Consider the following 13,442-nt stretch of genomic DNA (forward strand, 5'->3'; position numbering starts at 1 on the left):
GACACTTTAGAGATACGAAGAAATGAAAAAACTCATCTACGCACTGCCGCTGCTTCTCTCCGCGGCGGCAAATGCAGAAACTGTCTTCATGGCCGGCGACTCGACCATGTCCATGAAGGATGTGAAGGACTATCCGGAAACCGGCTGGGGAGTGCCCTTCCAATATTTCTTCGATGATAGTGTGCGAGTTGAGAACAGGGCCAAAAATGGACGCAGTACCCGCACCTTTATTGAAGAGGGCCTGTGGGATGGCATCATTGACGACCTGCAGCCGGGCGACGTGGTCATTATCCAGTTCGGCCACAATGACGAGTCGGAGAAGAAAGCCGACCGCTATACGACGCCCGCCGAGTACCGGGCCAATCTGGTGCGATTTATTCGCGAGACCCGCGCCCGCGGCGGCCTGCCGCTGCTGCTCACGTCGATCACGCGTCGCTATTTCAACGGGCACGGCGGAATCAGGCATACGCACCCCTACGCACCGCTCGCCCGCGAAGTGGCCCGCACTGAAAAGGTCGACTTTATCGATATGGAAGCCATTACCCGCGAGTATTTCCAGGCGCTGGGCGACAGGGACTCCGCGCTGCGCTTTATGCATATTCCGCCGGATACACACCCCAACTATCCAAACGGGGTAAGCGACGACACGCACCTGAATCAACTGGGCGCCCGCGAAGTCGCCCAGCTGCTACTCCGGGAACTCAAGAAAATGGACCACCCGCTTGCCGACCGGTTGCGGCATCCGGATCCGAAGCACCTGGGTTTCAGCTATCGCTGACTCGCAACTGCGGAAGAAAAGACGAACGGAAAAGTATCGACTGATATGCGCTACAGAGTTTTACTGACAGCGGCGCTGGCCATAGTCATCGGCAGCAGGGCGCTCGCCAGCAGCTACCACGCGGTGGTGGAACAGCAAGCTACGGCAAATACCGACGCCGGCGTGAATGTCTACGACACCATCGCGGCGGCCCTGCAGGCGGCGCCAAACGATGGCAAAGAACCGCACATCATCTTTATCCGTGCCGGGCATTACCGCGAGAAGCTCACCGTGGACAAGCCGAACATCACCCTGATCGGCGAATCGACAGACGCCACTCGCTTAACGTTCGACGCCTACGCCGGCCAGCCTATGCCGGGGTCGCAGGAGACCTGGGGCACATTCCGCTCCGCCACTGTCACGGTAAACGCGGCGGACTTTCGCGCAGAAAACCTGACAATCGAGAACAGCTTCGATTTTCTCGCCAATGACGCGCGCAGTGGCGATGACCCGCAAAAGGTTCGCGGCACCCAGGCGGTGGCGCTGGCGATTGACGGCGACAGCGATCGCACGGCCCTGCGCAATGTGCGCCTGTCAGGCTATCAGGACACGCTGTACGTAAACGCCGGCCGCAGCTATATCCTCGACAGCGTGATCGAGGGCAATGTGGACTTTATCTTTGGTGCCGGGCGCGCGCTGTTCGAGCACAGCGTTATCGTCAGCCGGCCGCGCGGCAAAACTGTAATGCCTAGCGGCTATATCACCGCGCCCAGCACCGATATCGGCAACGATTACGGACTGGTTTTTCTCAAGTGCCGGCTGTTGAAGGAAGACGGCGTGCCGCAGAATTCAGTGCCGCTTGGCCGCCCCTGGCATCCGACCACCGACTTCGCCGACGGCCGGTACGCGGACCCCGCCGCGATAGGTGCGAGTGTATTTATCGACACCTATATGGACGACCATATCGCCAGCGACGGCTGGGCGTCGATGCGCGGCACCAGCCGCGACGGCAGCAAAAGCACGGTGTTTGAGCCGGAGTCAGCAAGGTTCTTCGAGTACCGCAGCCGCGGCCCCGGGACAGCCAGGAACAGTAAACGTCGCCAGCTGAACAGGCGGCAAGCCCAACAGTACACGCGCACCAGTATCCTCGGCGATTGGAAACCGGTATTTTTCCACGAGATCGCCGGCAAGCCGCTGGGCCCAGGTAATGAATGATGCAGATACGTAAGTCGCTATCGAGTGGCGTCGCCTTACTCGGCCTGCTCGGCTGCCTGCAAGCGCACGCCGCGCCCTTTACCATCGACAACGTCCTGCAAAAGCTCGATGGCAAGTATCCGGGGCTGGCGCGGGTGGACGATCGCCTGCCGGACAATGTGGTCGCATATGAAAACCTGCGCTACCGGCAATCGGCGGAAGAGCCCCTAGAGCTGGATATCTACCGCCCGCGCGGCACGGATCGACTGCCGGCAGTATTGATCATTCACGGCGGCGGCTGGGAAACCGGTCACCGCCATATGGAGCGTCCCTTCGCCAAACGACTGGCCGCTCGGGGATTTGTCGCGGTGCCGGTCAGTTACCGCCTCGGGCCAAGCGGGCGCTTCCCTGCAGCGGTCCACGATTTGAAAGCCGCTGTGCGCTGGCTGCGTGCCAATGACGCGGCCTATGGGATAGATCCGCAGCGCATTGCCGCCGTCGGCGGATCTGCCGGCGGCCACCTGGCGGCACTGCTCGGCGCCAGTAACGGCATAGCACAACTCGAAGGTGACGGAGAGAACCTCTCGCTTTCCAGCGCGGTGCAGGCTGTTGTGGATATCGACGGTGCCGTCAGCTTTACCGATGCACGGATTATCGAACAGGAACGTCGGCGCGAGGGCGCCCCGAGCCGCTTTCTCGGCGGCGCTTATGCCGAGCGCCGCGAGACCTGGTATGCAGCGTCGCCGCTCTACTATCTCGGTGCCGAGAGCGCCCCTACGCTGTTTATCAACAGTACCGCGCCGACGCCGATACTGCCGGGACGCGAGGAAATGCAGGCGCGCTTGCTGGCGCTGGGTATCGACGCGCAGCGTGTCACGCTCGCGGACACACCGCACCCATTCTGGCTGGTGCACCCCTGGTTCGAGGAGACGCTGGAGAGGACGGCGCTGTTTTTGCAGAAGAAACTGCTTTAAAGAAATCGACTGCCTGCGCCGTCGGCACGATCGGCGCGGGCAGATTCGCGTAGCCGCTAAGGCAGATCACCCTTCGTAGGTGACTTTCCAGATATGTCCGTTGCGGTCGTCGGCGATATAGAGAGCGCCGTCCGGCCCCTGGGCCAGCCCGGTGGGACGGTTGTTGGAATCTTTGCCGTGGAAGCCGTCGGCGAAAACGGACCACTTCCCGCTCACTTCACCTTTGCCGTTCATCGGCACGAACACCACGTTGAAGCCGGCCTGCGGCAGCGGCGCGCGATTCCAGGAGCCGTGGAAGGCGAGGAAGGCACCGTCGCGGTAGCGCTCGGGGAAGCGGTCGCTGGTGTAGAAGATCAGATCGTTGGGCGCCCAGTGGGCGGGGAATCCAATCAATGGATCCCGATACTTGCCGGCGTCGGCGCGCTTGCTGCCATCGCCGCCGTATTCCGGTGCGAGCATGCGCGCGTTCGCCATCGGATCCCAGTAGGTGAACGGCCAGCCGTAGTCGCCGCCGGGTACCGCGCGGTGGAATTCCTCCGCCGGCAGCTCCGCATTTTTCGCATCGTTGAAGTACTTGGGGTACAGCTGGGACAGCTGATCGCGACCGTGGCTGGCGAAATACAGCGCGCCGGCGCTGTGATTCCAGTCCATGGCCAGCCCGTTGCGGATACCCGTCGCATAGCGCTCGCCATCGACACCGTGGCGCTGGCCCGGTTTGTCGGCGGCAAAACGCCAGATGCCGGATTGCGATTCGAGCTGCGGACAGGGGTTCAGTCCCGGGCTGCCGGGCGTGCGCGGTTTCTCCTGACAGGCATTGGACGGCGCACCTACGGTGACATACATATTGCCCTTGCCGTCAAAGGTCATCGGCTTAGTGGCATGCTGGGACTGGGGGGCGAAACCGGAAACGATAGTCTCCGGGGCAGAAGTGGGTACCGGTGCGTCTCCCAAACGGTAACGCTTTACCTCAGTATCGGAACTGAAATAGAGGTAGCCGTTGTGGATCGCCAGGCCGGTGCCGGAACCCTCGCCGAAGTAGTGGCGCTGGTCGGCGGCGCCATCACCGTCGCTGTCCACCAGTGCCACCAGGCCGTGCCCCTGCACCGGCCGCATCAGCGACGCGTAGACGACGCCGCTATCGGACACGGCGAGATGGCGCGTGGCCCCCAATTCATCGGCGAGCAGCGAAACGGCAAAGCCCTCCGGCACACGGATTTCCGCCTGCGCTGTCGCGGAAAGAGAAAACACAGCGGCGGCGATCAAATTCTGAAAACGCATGAACGGTCCTCTTCAATTTTCTGAACGCCACCCTAACCGCTCAGACCGTTCTTGCCAATGCATCTAGTCGATCAGACCCAGCGCGCGCGGCAGGTACTCGCTGATTGCCGGGACATAGGTCACCAGGATCAGCACCAGGAACATCATCGCGTACATCGGCAGCAGCGGCCGAATCAGGCTGGTGATGGATGTCTTGGAAATGCTGGCACCGACAAACAGCACGCTGCCCACCGGCGGGGTACACAGGCCAATACACAGGTTCAGGATCATCACGATACCGAACTGCAGCGGCGACATGCCCAGCTCGGTCACCACCGGCAGGAAAATCGGTGTGAAGATCAGCACCGCCGGCGTCATGTCCATAAAGGCGCCGACGGCCAGCAGGATCAGGTTGATGGTCAACAGGATCAGCAGCGGGTTGTCACTGATGGTGATCAGTGCCTGGCTGATGGTCTGCGGAATATTTTCGTAGGACAGGATCCAGGACATGGCCGATGACGCGGCGATCAGGAACATCACGATCGCGGTGGTTTCCACGGACTTGACCAGAATGCCCGGCAGCTGATTAACCCTGACTTCGCGATACACGACTACCGACAGCAGCAGCGAGTAGAGCACCGCGATAGCGCTCGCCTCTGTTGCTGTAAAGAAGCCACTGATAATGCCGCCGATCACCAGCACCACCAGGAACAGGCTCGGTATCGCATCCAGGGTTTTCTGCACGGCCTCGCGCCAGGGTGTCACTGCACCGACCGGGTAACCCTTGGCCTTGGCCCAGATGCCGCACACCATCATCAGCCCGAGCGCCAGGATCAGCCCGGGCAGGTAACCGGCAATAAACAGCGCGGCGATGGATACACCACCGCTGGCGAGCGAGAAGACGATCAGGATATTGCTGGGCGGAATCAGCAGGCCGGTGGTCGACGAGGCGACAGTTACCGCGGTATTGAAATTCTTGTCGTAACCCTCCTTGTTCATCGACGGAATCATAAAACCACCGATGGCCGAGGTGGCCGCAACCGCGGAACCGGAGATGGAGCCGAACAGGGTACAGCTGATGATATTCACAAACGCCAGCCCGCCCGGCAGCATGCCGACCAGTACCCGCGCGAAGGCGATAATACGCCGGGCGATGCCGCCGCTGCCCATCAGCATGCCGGACAGGATAAAAAACGGAATCGCCAGCAGCGCAAAACTGTCGATGCCGGTGGCCATACGCTGGGCCATGGTAATCAGCGCGGGCAGCGGATCGATGGTGACCAGCATGGTCAGCAGCGTGGCGATGCCGATACTGATGGAAATGGGTACGTGCAGTGCGAGCAGGATCAGGAAACTGATCAGCAGTACGGCGACAGAAATTTCCATATTGATCTCCTTACACCTGACCCTGGGCTGACGCCATTTCTGTGGACTGCGGGCTGTCGTCGATGGCCGCACTTTTTCCGCTCAGAACCTGAACCAGTTGATCCGCACTGAACAGGCAGATCAGCGTGCCGGACAGCGGAATAACGCTGTACACATAGCCCATCGGGATACTCAGTGCGGCGGAGAGCTGATTCAGTTCGAAGGTGAGCATGACCAGCTGTATACCGCCAAACACCATTGTGGCGGCGGCAAACACGAAGCACATGGAGATGGTCAGTAGCTGCACTTTACGGCGCAGACCTTCCGGCAACGCGTTGGTCAGCAGGTCGATGCCGAGATGGGATTTCTTGCGATAGGCATAGGCCGCACCGAGAATGCCGATCCACACCAGCAGGTAGCGGGCCAGTTCCTCGGTATAGGAACTCGGGCTCATCGGCAGGAAGCGCGTCAGTATCTGCCAGGTGACATCCAGCACCATCAGCGCCAGCAGACCGCCGAGCACCTGCTCCAACAGCCGGTCGATTCGTTTCATGATCATCGCTGCGTTACCTTTTTATATTTATTCGGTAGTCGCTGTGCGGAGGCCGCTATCGGCTGACTCCGCAAAGAATTTTTTAGTTATTGGATCTCGGCAATTTGCGCCAGCAGTGCGCCGACTTCAGTGCCTTCGTAACTCGCGTGCAGAGGCTGCACCGCATCGATAAACGGTTGCTTGTCCGGGTAGATCACCTGCACCCCTGCTGCCTCGACGGCGGCGAGGGATTCACGCGTGGACTCCTGCCACAATGTGCGCTGGTAGGCGACGGCCTCGTCCACCGCTAGCTGCAGCCAGGCCTGTTGCTCGGGGTTGAGCTTTTTCCAGATTTCGGAACTGATCAGCAGCATGTCCGGCACATAGGTGTGCTCGTCCAGCGTGTAATACTTGGAGACTTCGTAGTGCTTGGACAGGTAGAAACTGGGCGGATTGTTTTCCGCTCCGTTGACGACGCCCTGCTGCAGCGCCGTGTACAGTTCGCCCCAGCTCACCGGCGTCGCCGCGCCGCCGAGGGTGTTGACCATCTTGATGGCGGTCTGGCTGTTCTGCACACGAATTTTCAGGCCGTTCAGGTCCGCCGGCGTGTGAATGGGTTTGTCGTTGGCGTAGAAACTGCGGCTGCCGGCATCGAAGTAACCGAGGCCGCGCAGGCGCGCGCGCTCGCCGGCCACCAGCAATTCGCGGCCGATATCGCTCTGCAGCACTTTCCAGAAGTGATCGGAATCGCGGAACACGTAAGGCAGGTTGAAGATTTTGAGTTCGGGCACGAAGCCCTCCATTGGACTGGCGGAGACCTTGGTCATCGCCAGGCTGCCGATCTGCAACAGCTCGATCAGCTCGCGCTCGCTACCCAGCTGGCCGCCGGGATAGATATCAATACGCATACTGTCGCCGGACAGTTCGCGCAGGCGCTGGTCCATAAATTCCATCGCGCGGTGTACGGAATGCTGCTGGTCGAGGGTGTGTGCCAGCTTCAGCACCGTCTGCGACTGCTCGAATCCACAGCTGCCGACCAACAGCAGCAGCGCCATTACCGCCACCCTGAGTGGCAGAGCTCTCTTCATCATCTCGTGCACCTGCTCTCTATTCTTATTGCTACAGGTAGAGCCGGAAGCCTTTTCCGGCTATTCGGCAGACCAAATTGGTCATACCATTCTATAGGCGGGTGCCTCGCACTGCAACGCCGCAACAGGACCGCTTCAGGCGCGCACCAATCGCGCAGGTTGCCCGCCACTGGAAACACCGCAGGCGTACTGGGCGGCCGGAATGATTGCGCCGCGGTGGCGGATGACCGCTGCCGCGCAGCGGTTTCCGGCACTGACGGCGGATTCCGGCTCCTCGCCCTGCAGGCGCGCTGCCAGATAGCCGGCATTGAAAGCGTCGCCGGCACCAGTGGTATCGACAATCTCCGACACCGGGGGCACGGCAATGGCGCTGAGCTCGCCGTCGTAGTGCAGCAACACCGAATCGGCGCCGCGCTTCAGTACCAGCTCCGCCAGCCGGTAGCGGCCGTTGCGCTCGAGACAACGGCCAGCGTTGCGATCACCCCACAGCGCCTGTTCATCCTCGAAGGTCAGCAGGGCTATGTCCGTCTGCTCCAGGAAGGCGGCGACGACCTGGCGCGCCTCATCGCGGGAATGCCACAGGCGTGGCCGGTAATTGCTGTCGAAGGCGACGCGGCCACCACCCCGGCGGAACTCGGCGAGGAATGCTAGTAAGTGCTCACGCGCTTGCGGAGCCATGATAGCCGCCGTGATACCGGAGAGATAGAGGTAATCCATGCCCTGCAGGTACGACTGCAGCGGCGCGCGCGCATCCGCCTCGGCGAACAGTTCCCGCGCGGGCGACTCACCGCGCCAGTATGTGAACTGGCGCTCGCCGTCGGCGCTGTTCTGAATGGCGTAGAGACCGGGACAGCGACCGGGCCGCCGAACGATAGCCGAGGTATCGATGCCCTCCAAGCGCATCTGCTCCAGCATCTGCTCGCTGAAGAGATCGTCGCCCAGCAGGGTGACATAGCCGACCTCGACACCGTTCCGCGCCATATAGACCGCCGTGTTGTAGGTGTCGCCGGCGAAGGACTGCGCCATCAGCGTCGCTCCTCCGCTCTGCACCTTCTGCGGAGCCAGCTCCACCATTACTTCCCCCACAGCGGCTATCTTCACGATTTTCTCCTTGTTCCTCATTCTTCGCTACGGCTCGATCAATTTAGGCCTTACCATAATTGTTGACTGGTATAACCAATTTTTGGCACCATGGCAACTCCAGACTCATGCTGGGTTTCTCCATGACTGACGCGGCCTCCCCGCGTGCCGCGTAAGCACCCCGCCCCACAGGGGCGGGGCTTTTTTTGCGCCGGACGATTTACCCACGGCCATACTTGCCGGATCGATACCGCGTTATTCTTTGTAGATAGAGCCAATAAGAAGAGTACAGCCCTATGACACGCCCTCTGCAACTGCACCCCGATCGCCTGTTTCCGGCCGACTCACTCAGCCGAGATATCGCGCGCAAGCTCTACGAGAGCGTCAAGGATCTGCCGATCATCAGCCCGCACGGCCACACGGATCCTTCCTGGTTCGCCGACAACCTGCCGTTCGGCAACCCGGCCGAGCTGCTGATCAAACCGGACCACTATGTATTCCGTATGCTCTACAGTCAGGGGGTACCGCTGGAAAGTCTCGGCATCCCCAGTCGCGACGGCACGCCGGTGGAAGCCGACCCGCGCGCTATCTGGCAGCGCTTTGCCGATAACTATTACCTCTTCCGCGGCACGCCCTCGCGCATGTGGCTGGATACCGTCTTCCACGACGTGTTCGAACTGGATGTGGCGCTGGACGGCCACACGGCGGAACTCTATTACGAGCGCATCGACAGCTGCCTGAAAAAACCCGAATTCCTGCCGCGCGCATTGTTCGAGCGTTTCAATATCGAGGTCATCGCCACCACCGAGTCGCCACTGGACGATCTGCGCCATCACCAGAAAATTCTCGACAGCGGCTGGAATGGCCGCGTCATTACCGCCTATCGCCCCGATCCGGTACTGGATCCGGACTACGAGGGCTTTGCCGACAATCTGCGCCAACTGGCGGAAATTACTGGCGAGGACACCAGTAATTACGCCGGCTACCTGGCCGCGCTGCGCAACCGCCGCGAGTTCTTCAAGCAGATGGGCGCCACCTCCACCGACCACGGCCACCCCACCGCGACAACCGCCAACCTGGAACGGGCAGAAGCGAAAGCGCTGTTTGCACGGGTGCGCGAGGGCAATGCCACTGCAGAGGACGCTGAACTGTTCCGCGGCCAGATGCTGACGGAAATGGCGCGCATGAGTATCGACGACGGGCTGGTGATGCAGATTCACCCGGGCTCGGTGCGCAATCACAACCCGCTGGTGTTCGAACGCTACGGCCGCGACAAGGGTGCGGATATTCCGTCGCGCACCGACTATGTCCACGCGCTGCGCCCGCTGCTGGAAGCGGTCGGCAACGAGCCGGGCCTCACCATCATTCTGTTCACACTCGACGAGACCAGCTACAGCCGCGAGCTGGCACCGCTGGCCGGTCACTACCCGGCACTGAAACTCGGGCCGTCCTGGTGGTTCCACGACAGCCCCGAGGGCATGCGCCGTTTCCGCGAACAGGTCACGGAGACCGCCGGTTTCTACAATACCGTAGGCTTTAACGATGACACCCGCGCATTCCTGTCCATCCCGGCGCGCCACGATGTCGCGCGGCGTATGGACTGCGGTTTCCTCGCGCAACTGGTGACCGATCACCGCCTGACGGAAGACGAGGCGTTTGAACTGGCGCACGACCTCAGTTACACGCTAGCCAAGCGCGCCTACAAACTGTAGCCAGCGCAACAACAATCCAGATCTGCGACAGCGGTACCGGGGATACGCAAGCCATGAATCCGACGCTATTGAACAATCACACGCTGGCGCAGTTGCCAGCAACCGTCACCACGCCGAGCTACGGGCGCCGCGAGCTCAGCGCGGGAATAATTCACCTGGGCATAGGTGCCTTCCACCGCGCGCACCAGGCCTGGTATACCGAGCAGGTGATCGAAGCCGGCGCGCGGGACTGGGGCATTATCGGTGCCAGCCTGCGCTCACCCACGGTACGGGACCAACTGGCGCCGCAGGACTGCCTATATTCCGTGGTGGAGAAGAGTAACGCGGGTGAAAAAGTCCGCGTGATCGGCTGTGTGCAGGATGTGCTTGTCGCACCGGAGAGCCCGGCCACCCTGCTGGAGGCGATGGCACAGGAAGATATTCGTATTGTCTCCCTGACCATTACCGAAAAAGGCTACTGCCACGATCCCGCCAGCGGTGCGCTAAACCTGCAACACCCCGACATCCGTCACGACCTGGACAATCCGCAGGCACCGAAGAGTGCGCTGGGCTTTATCGTCTATGCCCTGCAGGAACGCAGAAAAAGAGACCTGCCGGGTTTCACGCTGCTGTCCTGCGACAATTTGCCAAACAACGGCAAGCTGCTCGAGCGCGTGCTGTTCGAATTTGCCGAGCAGGTGGATGCGGAACTCGCCGGCTGGATCCGGGAGAATACCCGCTGCCCCTGCACTATGATCGATCGCATAGTGCCGGCCACCACGGACGCCGACCGCGACGCGCTGCAGGCGATACTCGGTGTGCGCGACAACGCGGCGGTGATGGCGGAGCCTTTCAGCCAGTGGGTGATCGAGGACAATTTTCTGCGCGGCCGCCCGGAGTGGGATAGCGCCGGCGCAACCTTTGTCGAAGATGTGGAAGCCTATGAGCTGCTCAAGCTGCGCCTGCTCAACGGCTGTCATTCACTGCTCGCCTACAGCGGCTATCTCGCTGGTTTCGAGACCATTGCCGATGTAATGGCGGAACCCGCTTTCGCCGCGATGGCTAATCAGTTTCTCGCCAGCGAGGCCAGCGCCGCCGTCGAGGCGCCACATGGCTTCGATCTGCAGACCTACCGGCAACAGCTGCTGGAGCGCTTCTCCAACCGCGCGCTGCGCCACCGCACCTGGCAGATTGCCATGGACGGTTCGCAGAAGATTCCGCAGCGCTGGCTCGGTACGCTGCGCCACCAGCTGGAGAGCGGCGGCTCCATCGAACTGCTGACTTTTGCCCTCGCCTGCTGGATACGCTATGTGTCAGCGGTGGACGATGCCGGCAACCCGATCGAAGTTTCCGATCCACTGGCGCGGGAGATGAAGGCCATCTGCGACGCGCATCGCGACAAGCCGAAGGAACTGGCCGGCGCCTTCCTGCAGTTTGCCGCTGTATTCGGCAGCGATCTGCAGCACAGCCAGCGGCTGCAACAGGCACTCACTACCTGGCTCACCTCCATTGGCAAGCACGGTGTACTCAGTACCGTGCGTATGCAAATGGAAAAGAGCGTCGCCTAAAAAATATGGGCGGCCATCGGCCGCCCTTAGAGTGTTGGTAAATCCCGAATTCCGTTCTGAGCAGGTGCGGTGGCGGCCAAGCACTAGGACGAGTATTTCGAAACGCTGTGAATACATCCCTGTAAGCTCCGGCGGCGACGTCCTGTCGCCGACGGTTCGAAATACTCGCCCTAGCACTTTGCCTTAATTTTTGACTCCATACTTTGTCAGCAACCAAAGGGCGGCCATGCGCCACCCCTATTTCACCTTTTCAAACCGACTATTCGTTGGCTGGCTTGCCGATGGTCGCCAGTATGCCGCCATCGACATAGATGATCTGCCCATTGACGAATTTGCTCGCATCGCTGGACAGGAATACTGCGGTGCCCTGCAAATCTTCCGGATCGCCCCAGCGGCCCGCCGGCGTGCGATTGATGATGAAGTCGTTGAACGGGTGGCCGTCGACGCGGATTGGCGCCGTCTGGCTGGTGGCAAAATAGCCCGGTCCGATACCATTCACCTGAATATTGTGCCGCGCCCACTCAGTGGCCATATTTCGGGTCAGCATTTTCAAACCGCCCTTGGCGGCGGCGTAAGCGGAAACCGAATCCCGCCCGAGTTCACTCATCATCGAACAGATGTTGATGACCTTGCCGGCGCGGCGCTCAATCATGCGCCGGACCACCGGGCGCGTCATGGTAAAGACTCCGGTCAGGTTCGTTTCGATCACCTTGTTCCACTCGGAGAGCTCCATCTCCAGCAATGGCACCCGGCGAATAATGCCGGCGTTGTTGACCAGAATATCGATCGGGCCCCGCTCCTGTTCGATGACGCCCACCATGTCATTGACGATGCTTTCTTCGGTGACGTCGAACAGATAGCCATGCGCGTCATAGCCTTTTTCGCACAGTGCCGCCACGGCGCTGTCCAGTTTTTCCCGTGAGGAGTGACCGGTAATAACCAGCCTGGCGCCGGCATTGCCGAGTCCTTCGGCCATGGCCATACCCAGGCCGTGAGTGGCACCGGTGACCAGGGCAAGCTTGCCCGTGAGATCGAAGAGTGAAGACATTTTCCTTCCCCAGTAATTGCCAGAACCAGTTAGCGCAGCTCGTTCGGCTGCACGTGATCCATATCACCGTAGTCGAGGTTCTCCCCGGCCATGCCCCAGATAAAGGTGTAATTGCTGGTGCCGACACCGGAGTGCAGCGACCAGGTGGGTGAGATCACCGCCTGTTCGTTGGCCATCCAAATGGTCCGCGTCTGCTGGGGCGGTCCCATAAAATGGCAGACGGCCTGGTCTTCCGGCAGGTTGAAATACATATAGGCTTCCATGCGGCGGCTGTGGGTGTGGCACGGCATCGTATTCCAGACACTGCCCGGTGCGAGTTCGGTCATGCCCATCTGCAACTGGCAGGTTTCCAGCACATCGCTCACCAGCAATTTGCGCAGGGTGCGCTGATTGCAGGTCTCGCTCGCCCCCAGCTCGATAACCTGGGCGTCGCCCTGCCCGACTTTGCGGGTCGGGCACGCGCGGTGCGCCGGGGTCGAGTTGATATAGAATTTCGCCGGCGAAGATTTCACGTTGCTGGAAAATTTCACCTCTTTGGAACCGCGGCTCACGTACAGTGCTTCCTTGGTGCCGATTTCATAAACGGTACCGTCCACTTCCACGCAGCCCGGGCCGCCGACGTTGATGACGCCCAGTTCGCGGCGCTCGAGGAAATAATCCGCCTTCAGCGTGTCGACGGTTTCCAGCTTCACTTCTTCCGCCACCGGCATCACACCGCCCACGATCATGCGATCCACGTGGGTGTAGGTAATGCGCACGGTGTCCGCTTCAAACAATGTCGGCACCAGGAATTCCTGGCGCAGGCGCTCGGTATCGTAGTTTACATAGTCCGCCGGATGGCAGGCGAAACGCTCATCGAATACAGTGGTCATGATCTTCTCCCCTCTT

The 13,442-nt window shown here is 60.8% G+C and carries 12 protein-coding genes; 5 read left to right on the forward strand and 7 right to left on the reverse strand.

The window, feature by feature from the left end; genetic code table 11:
* The first annotated feature begins 22 nt into the window (after positions 1–22).
* The 3 genes from BUC36_RS12550 to BUC36_RS12560 are packed head-to-tail and all read left to right on the forward strand — an operon-like array spanning position 23 to position 2,925.
* Positions 23–778 (forward strand): rhamnogalacturonan acetylesterase, encoded by a 756-nt coding sequence (locus BUC36_RS12550; RefSeq protein ID WP_073275684.1) that lies wholly within the window; start codon positions 23–25, stop codon positions 776–778.
* 45 nt (positions 779–823) lie between these two features.
* The gene (locus tag BUC36_RS12555; protein ID WP_073275686.1) at positions 824–1,972 is read left to right on the forward strand and encodes a pectinesterase family protein; all 1,149 of its coding nucleotides are present in this window, start codon (positions 824–826) and stop codon (positions 1,970–1,972) included.
* Positions 1,969–2,925 (forward strand): alpha/beta hydrolase, encoded by a 957-nt coding sequence (locus BUC36_RS12560; protein ID WP_084535991.1) that lies wholly within the window; start codon positions 1,969–1,971, stop codon positions 2,923–2,925. Before BUC36_RS12555 ends, BUC36_RS12560 begins: the two co-directional genes overlap by 4 nt.
* 66 nt (positions 2,926–2,991) lie before the next feature.
* Here the strand turns inward: BUC36_RS12560 and BUC36_RS12565 are convergent, their stop codons facing one another.
* The 5 genes from BUC36_RS12565 to BUC36_RS12585 all read right to left on the reverse strand — a co-directional run bounded on the left by BUC36_RS12565 (position 2,992) and on the right by BUC36_RS12585 (position 8,268).
* Positions 2,992–4,203, reverse strand: coding sequence for a PQQ-dependent sugar dehydrogenase (locus BUC36_RS12565; RefSeq protein ID WP_073275688.1), 1,212 nt, complete (start codon positions 4,201–4,203; stop codon positions 2,992–2,994).
* A 63-nt stretch (positions 4,204–4,266) separates the two neighbouring features.
* Positions 4,267–5,568 (reverse strand): TRAP transporter large permease, encoded by a 1,302-nt coding sequence (locus tag BUC36_RS12570; protein ID WP_073275690.1) that lies wholly within the window; start codon positions 5,566–5,568, stop codon positions 4,267–4,269.
* 10 nt (positions 5,569–5,578) lie between these two features.
* On the reverse strand, positions 5,579–6,100 hold the full coding sequence (locus tag BUC36_RS12575; protein ID WP_073276143.1) for a TRAP transporter small permease: 522 nt from the start codon (positions 6,098–6,100) through the stop codon (positions 5,579–5,581).
* An 86-nt stretch (positions 6,101–6,186) separates the two neighbouring features.
* Positions 6,187–7,167 carry a TRAP transporter substrate-binding protein gene (locus BUC36_RS12580; RefSeq protein ID WP_073276145.1) on the reverse strand — a complete coding sequence of 327 codons (981 nt, stop codon included), beginning with the start codon at positions 7,165–7,167 and terminating at the stop codon, positions 6,187–6,189.
* Positions 7,168–7,302: 135 nt separating this feature from the next.
* Positions 7,303–8,268 carry a sugar kinase gene (locus tag BUC36_RS12585; RefSeq protein WP_327049693.1) on the reverse strand — a complete coding sequence of 322 codons (966 nt, stop codon included), beginning with the start codon at positions 8,266–8,268 and terminating at the stop codon, positions 7,303–7,305.
* A 275-nt stretch (positions 8,269–8,543) separates the two neighbouring features.
* On the opposite strand from BUC36_RS12585, the gene uxaC reads away from it, so the two are divergent.
* On the forward strand, positions 8,544–9,959 hold the full coding sequence (uxaC, locus tag BUC36_RS12590; RefSeq protein WP_073275694.1) for a glucuronate isomerase: 1,416 nt from the start codon (positions 8,544–8,546) through the stop codon (positions 9,957–9,959).
* 53 nt (positions 9,960–10,012) lie between these two features.
* Complete coding sequence (locus tag BUC36_RS12595; RefSeq protein ID WP_073275696.1) at positions 10,013–11,506, forward strand: mannitol dehydrogenase family protein; 1,494 nt, start codon at positions 10,013–10,015, stop codon at positions 11,504–11,506.
* 259 nt (positions 11,507–11,765) lie between these two features.
* Here BUC36_RS12595 and BUC36_RS12600 read toward each other — a convergent pair whose 3' ends face one another.
* Both BUC36_RS12600 and kduI read right to left on the reverse strand, forming a co-directional pair.
* Positions 11,766–12,554: a gluconate 5-dehydrogenase gene (locus BUC36_RS12600; RefSeq protein ID WP_073275698.1), complete on the reverse strand. Its 789-nt coding sequence runs from the start codon at positions 12,552–12,554 to the stop codon at positions 11,766–11,768.
* A gap of 29 nt (positions 12,555–12,583) precedes the next feature.
* Positions 12,584–13,426 carry a 5-dehydro-4-deoxy-D-glucuronate isomerase gene (kduI, locus tag BUC36_RS12605; protein WP_073275700.1) on the reverse strand — a complete coding sequence of 281 codons (843 nt, stop codon included), beginning with the start codon at positions 13,424–13,426 and terminating at the stop codon, positions 12,584–12,586.
* Between the last annotated feature and the right edge of the window lie 16 nt (positions 13,427–13,442).

It is taken from the genome of Microbulbifer donghaiensis, assembly GCF_900129095.1.
GTDB classification, from domain to species: Bacteria; Pseudomonadota; Gammaproteobacteria; order Pseudomonadales; family Cellvibrionaceae; genus Microbulbifer; species Microbulbifer donghaiensis.